Annotated in this window: 3 protein-coding genes; 2 read left to right on the forward strand and 1 reads right to left on the reverse strand. The window is 64.4% G+C overall.

All coding sequences use genetic code 11. The annotated features are described in order from the left end of the window. Window positions 1–114 precede the first annotated feature (114 nt). Window positions 115–507, reverse strand: a complete 393-nt coding sequence (locus tag OBACDRAFT_RS06515; protein WP_043583945.1) for a peptide chain release factor family protein — start codon at window positions 505–507, stop codon at window positions 115–117. A gap of 122 nt (window positions 508–629) precedes the next feature. On the opposite strand from OBACDRAFT_RS06515, the gene OBACDRAFT_RS06520 reads away from it, so the two are divergent. After that, window positions 630–1,625 (forward strand): AAA family ATPase, encoded by a 996-nt coding sequence (locus tag OBACDRAFT_RS06520; RefSeq protein WP_043583943.1) that lies wholly within the window; start codon window positions 630–632, stop codon window positions 1,623–1,625. 217 nt (window positions 1,626–1,842) lie between these two features. Then, on the forward strand, window positions 1,843–2,182 hold a 340-nt coding region (locus tag OBACDRAFT_RS06525; RefSeq protein ID WP_232766747.1), incomplete at its 3' end, for a DUF58 domain-containing protein.

Consider the following 2,182-nt stretch of genomic DNA (forward strand, 5'->3'; position numbering starts at 1 on the left):
CCGCCGCCACCGCCACGACGCCCGCCTCGAACTCCATTTCAAGACGCAGGCCCCCCGCCCGCTGGGAACCCCAATCTCCTGACTGGCCCTTTCCCATTCACCATTCTTCGCCCGTCATTCCCCCCGCACCCGCCCCCGCAACGCCCGCACCTGAGCCCGCGCGCGCTTGTCCGCCACCATCCGCGCCTTTTGCGTGCGACTGCGCCCGCGCGACTGACGCCGCCTCCTCTCCACCGCCTGCCGCCGCGCCAACTCCAGTTCGCGCAACCGCCCCTCCAGCCGCTCGCACAACTCCCCCCACGCCGCCTCCCGATTCGCCACCTGCGAACGCTCCCTCTGGCAACGCACCTCCACCCCCGTTGGCGCGTGCCGCAGACAAACCGTTGAGGACGTCTTGTTAATTTTTTGCCCCCCCGGCCCCGAACCGCGCACAAAACGCTCCTCCACGTCCCCCGGCAACACCCCGAGCGCGTCCAGCCGAACTTGGATTTGTGGTGGAAAAACCATGCTGCGTGCGTATTTCGTGGCCCACTCTGGAAACACTTTTGCATCCTGCGAGTCCAAACCCGACGCTCCAGACCGCCTCCCGCCACGCACCACGCACCGCATCCCATTTTCCAACCACACTCATGACAATCCTCCACACCGCCGCCACCGCCAGCAACGGCCACGACTGGTCTGCAAAACTCCGCGCCGAAATCGGCAAAGCCGTCATCGGACAAGACTCCGTGATAGAACGCCTCCTCGTTGCCCTCCTTGCCAACGGCCACGTCCTCCTCGAAGGCATGCCCGGCCTCGCCAAGACCCTCCTCATCAAATCCCTCGGCGCCGCCCTCGGCGTGCAATTTGAACGCATCCAATTCACCCCCGACCTCCTCCCCAGCGACGTCGTTGGCACCATGGTTTTTTCGCCCAAAGACGGAGCCTTCACCCCCCACCGCGGCCCGATCTTCGCCAACCTCGTCCTCGCCGACGAAATCAACCGCGCCCCCGCCAAAGTCCAGTCCGCCCTCCTCGAAGCCATGCAAGAACGCCAGGTCACCATCGGCGGCACCACGCACCCCCTCCCCGCGCCCTTCCTCGTCATGGCCACGCAAAACCCCGTCGAACAAGAAGGCACCTACGCCCTCCCCGAAGCCCAGACCGACCGCTTCCTTTTCAAACTCCTCGTGGACTACCCCACCCACGACGAAGAATCGCAAATGATGACCCGCTGGGGCCAAATCGTGACCACCCCCCAAGTCACCCCCGTCTCCAGCGGCGAAGAACTCTTAAAACTCCGCCACGCCATCGACACCGTGCACGTTGCCCCCACCGTGCAAAACTACATTCTGGCCCTTGTCCGCGCCACCCGCGACCTCGCCAAACCCGTCAAAGGCCGCACCCGCCACCTCAACTTCGGAGCCTCCCCCCGCGCCTCGCTCGCCCTCTACCAAGCCGGCCGCGCCCTCGCCTGGCTGCGCGGCGAAACCTACCTCTCCCCGCAACTCATTCAGGAGATCGCCCCCGACATCCTCCGCCACCGCATCGGCCTCACCTACGAAGCCGAAGCCGACGACATCACCACCGACGCCATCGTCGCCCAAGTCATCGCCCAGACCGCCGTGCCCTCCGCGAGCAAATGACCAAGACAGAACATTCAACATTTAACACTAAACGCTTAACATTTAATGCCGGACAGCCTGTCAGCTCCGTCCCGTTAAACGTTCAATGTTAAACGTTAAATGTTGAACGTTCTCCGTTCCCAGTCCTCCGCACCACCCATGCCCGCCACGTCCGCCCGCCCCCCCCCCCCCCCTGCCGACCGCTCCACTCGCGCTCCTGCGCCGACTCGAATGGCGTGTGCGCGGCGCGGTCGAAAGCGTGCTCGGCGGCGAATACCGCTCCGCCTTTCGCGGACGCGGCATGGAGTTCGACCAAGTCGTGAAATACGAATACGGCGACGACGTGCGCGACATCGACTGGAACGTCACCGCCCGCCTTGGTGAACCCTACCGCAAAAAATTCGTCGAAGAACGCGAAGTCACTGTCCTCATCGTATTCGAGGACACCCCCAGCCTCCAATTCGGCTCCGGCGCGCAATCCAAACGCGAAGCCCTCCTCGAACTCGCCGGCCTCCTCATGCTCCTTGGAGCCGTCAACCGCGACCGAGTCGGCTACGTTCACGCCACTCCCCAAGGCC

Origin of the sequence: Geminisphaera colitermitum TAV2, from assembly GCF_000171235.2 — a bacterium.
GTDB classification, from domain to species: domain Bacteria; phylum Verrucomicrobiota; class Verrucomicrobiia; order Opitutales; family Opitutaceae; genus Geminisphaera; species Geminisphaera colitermitum.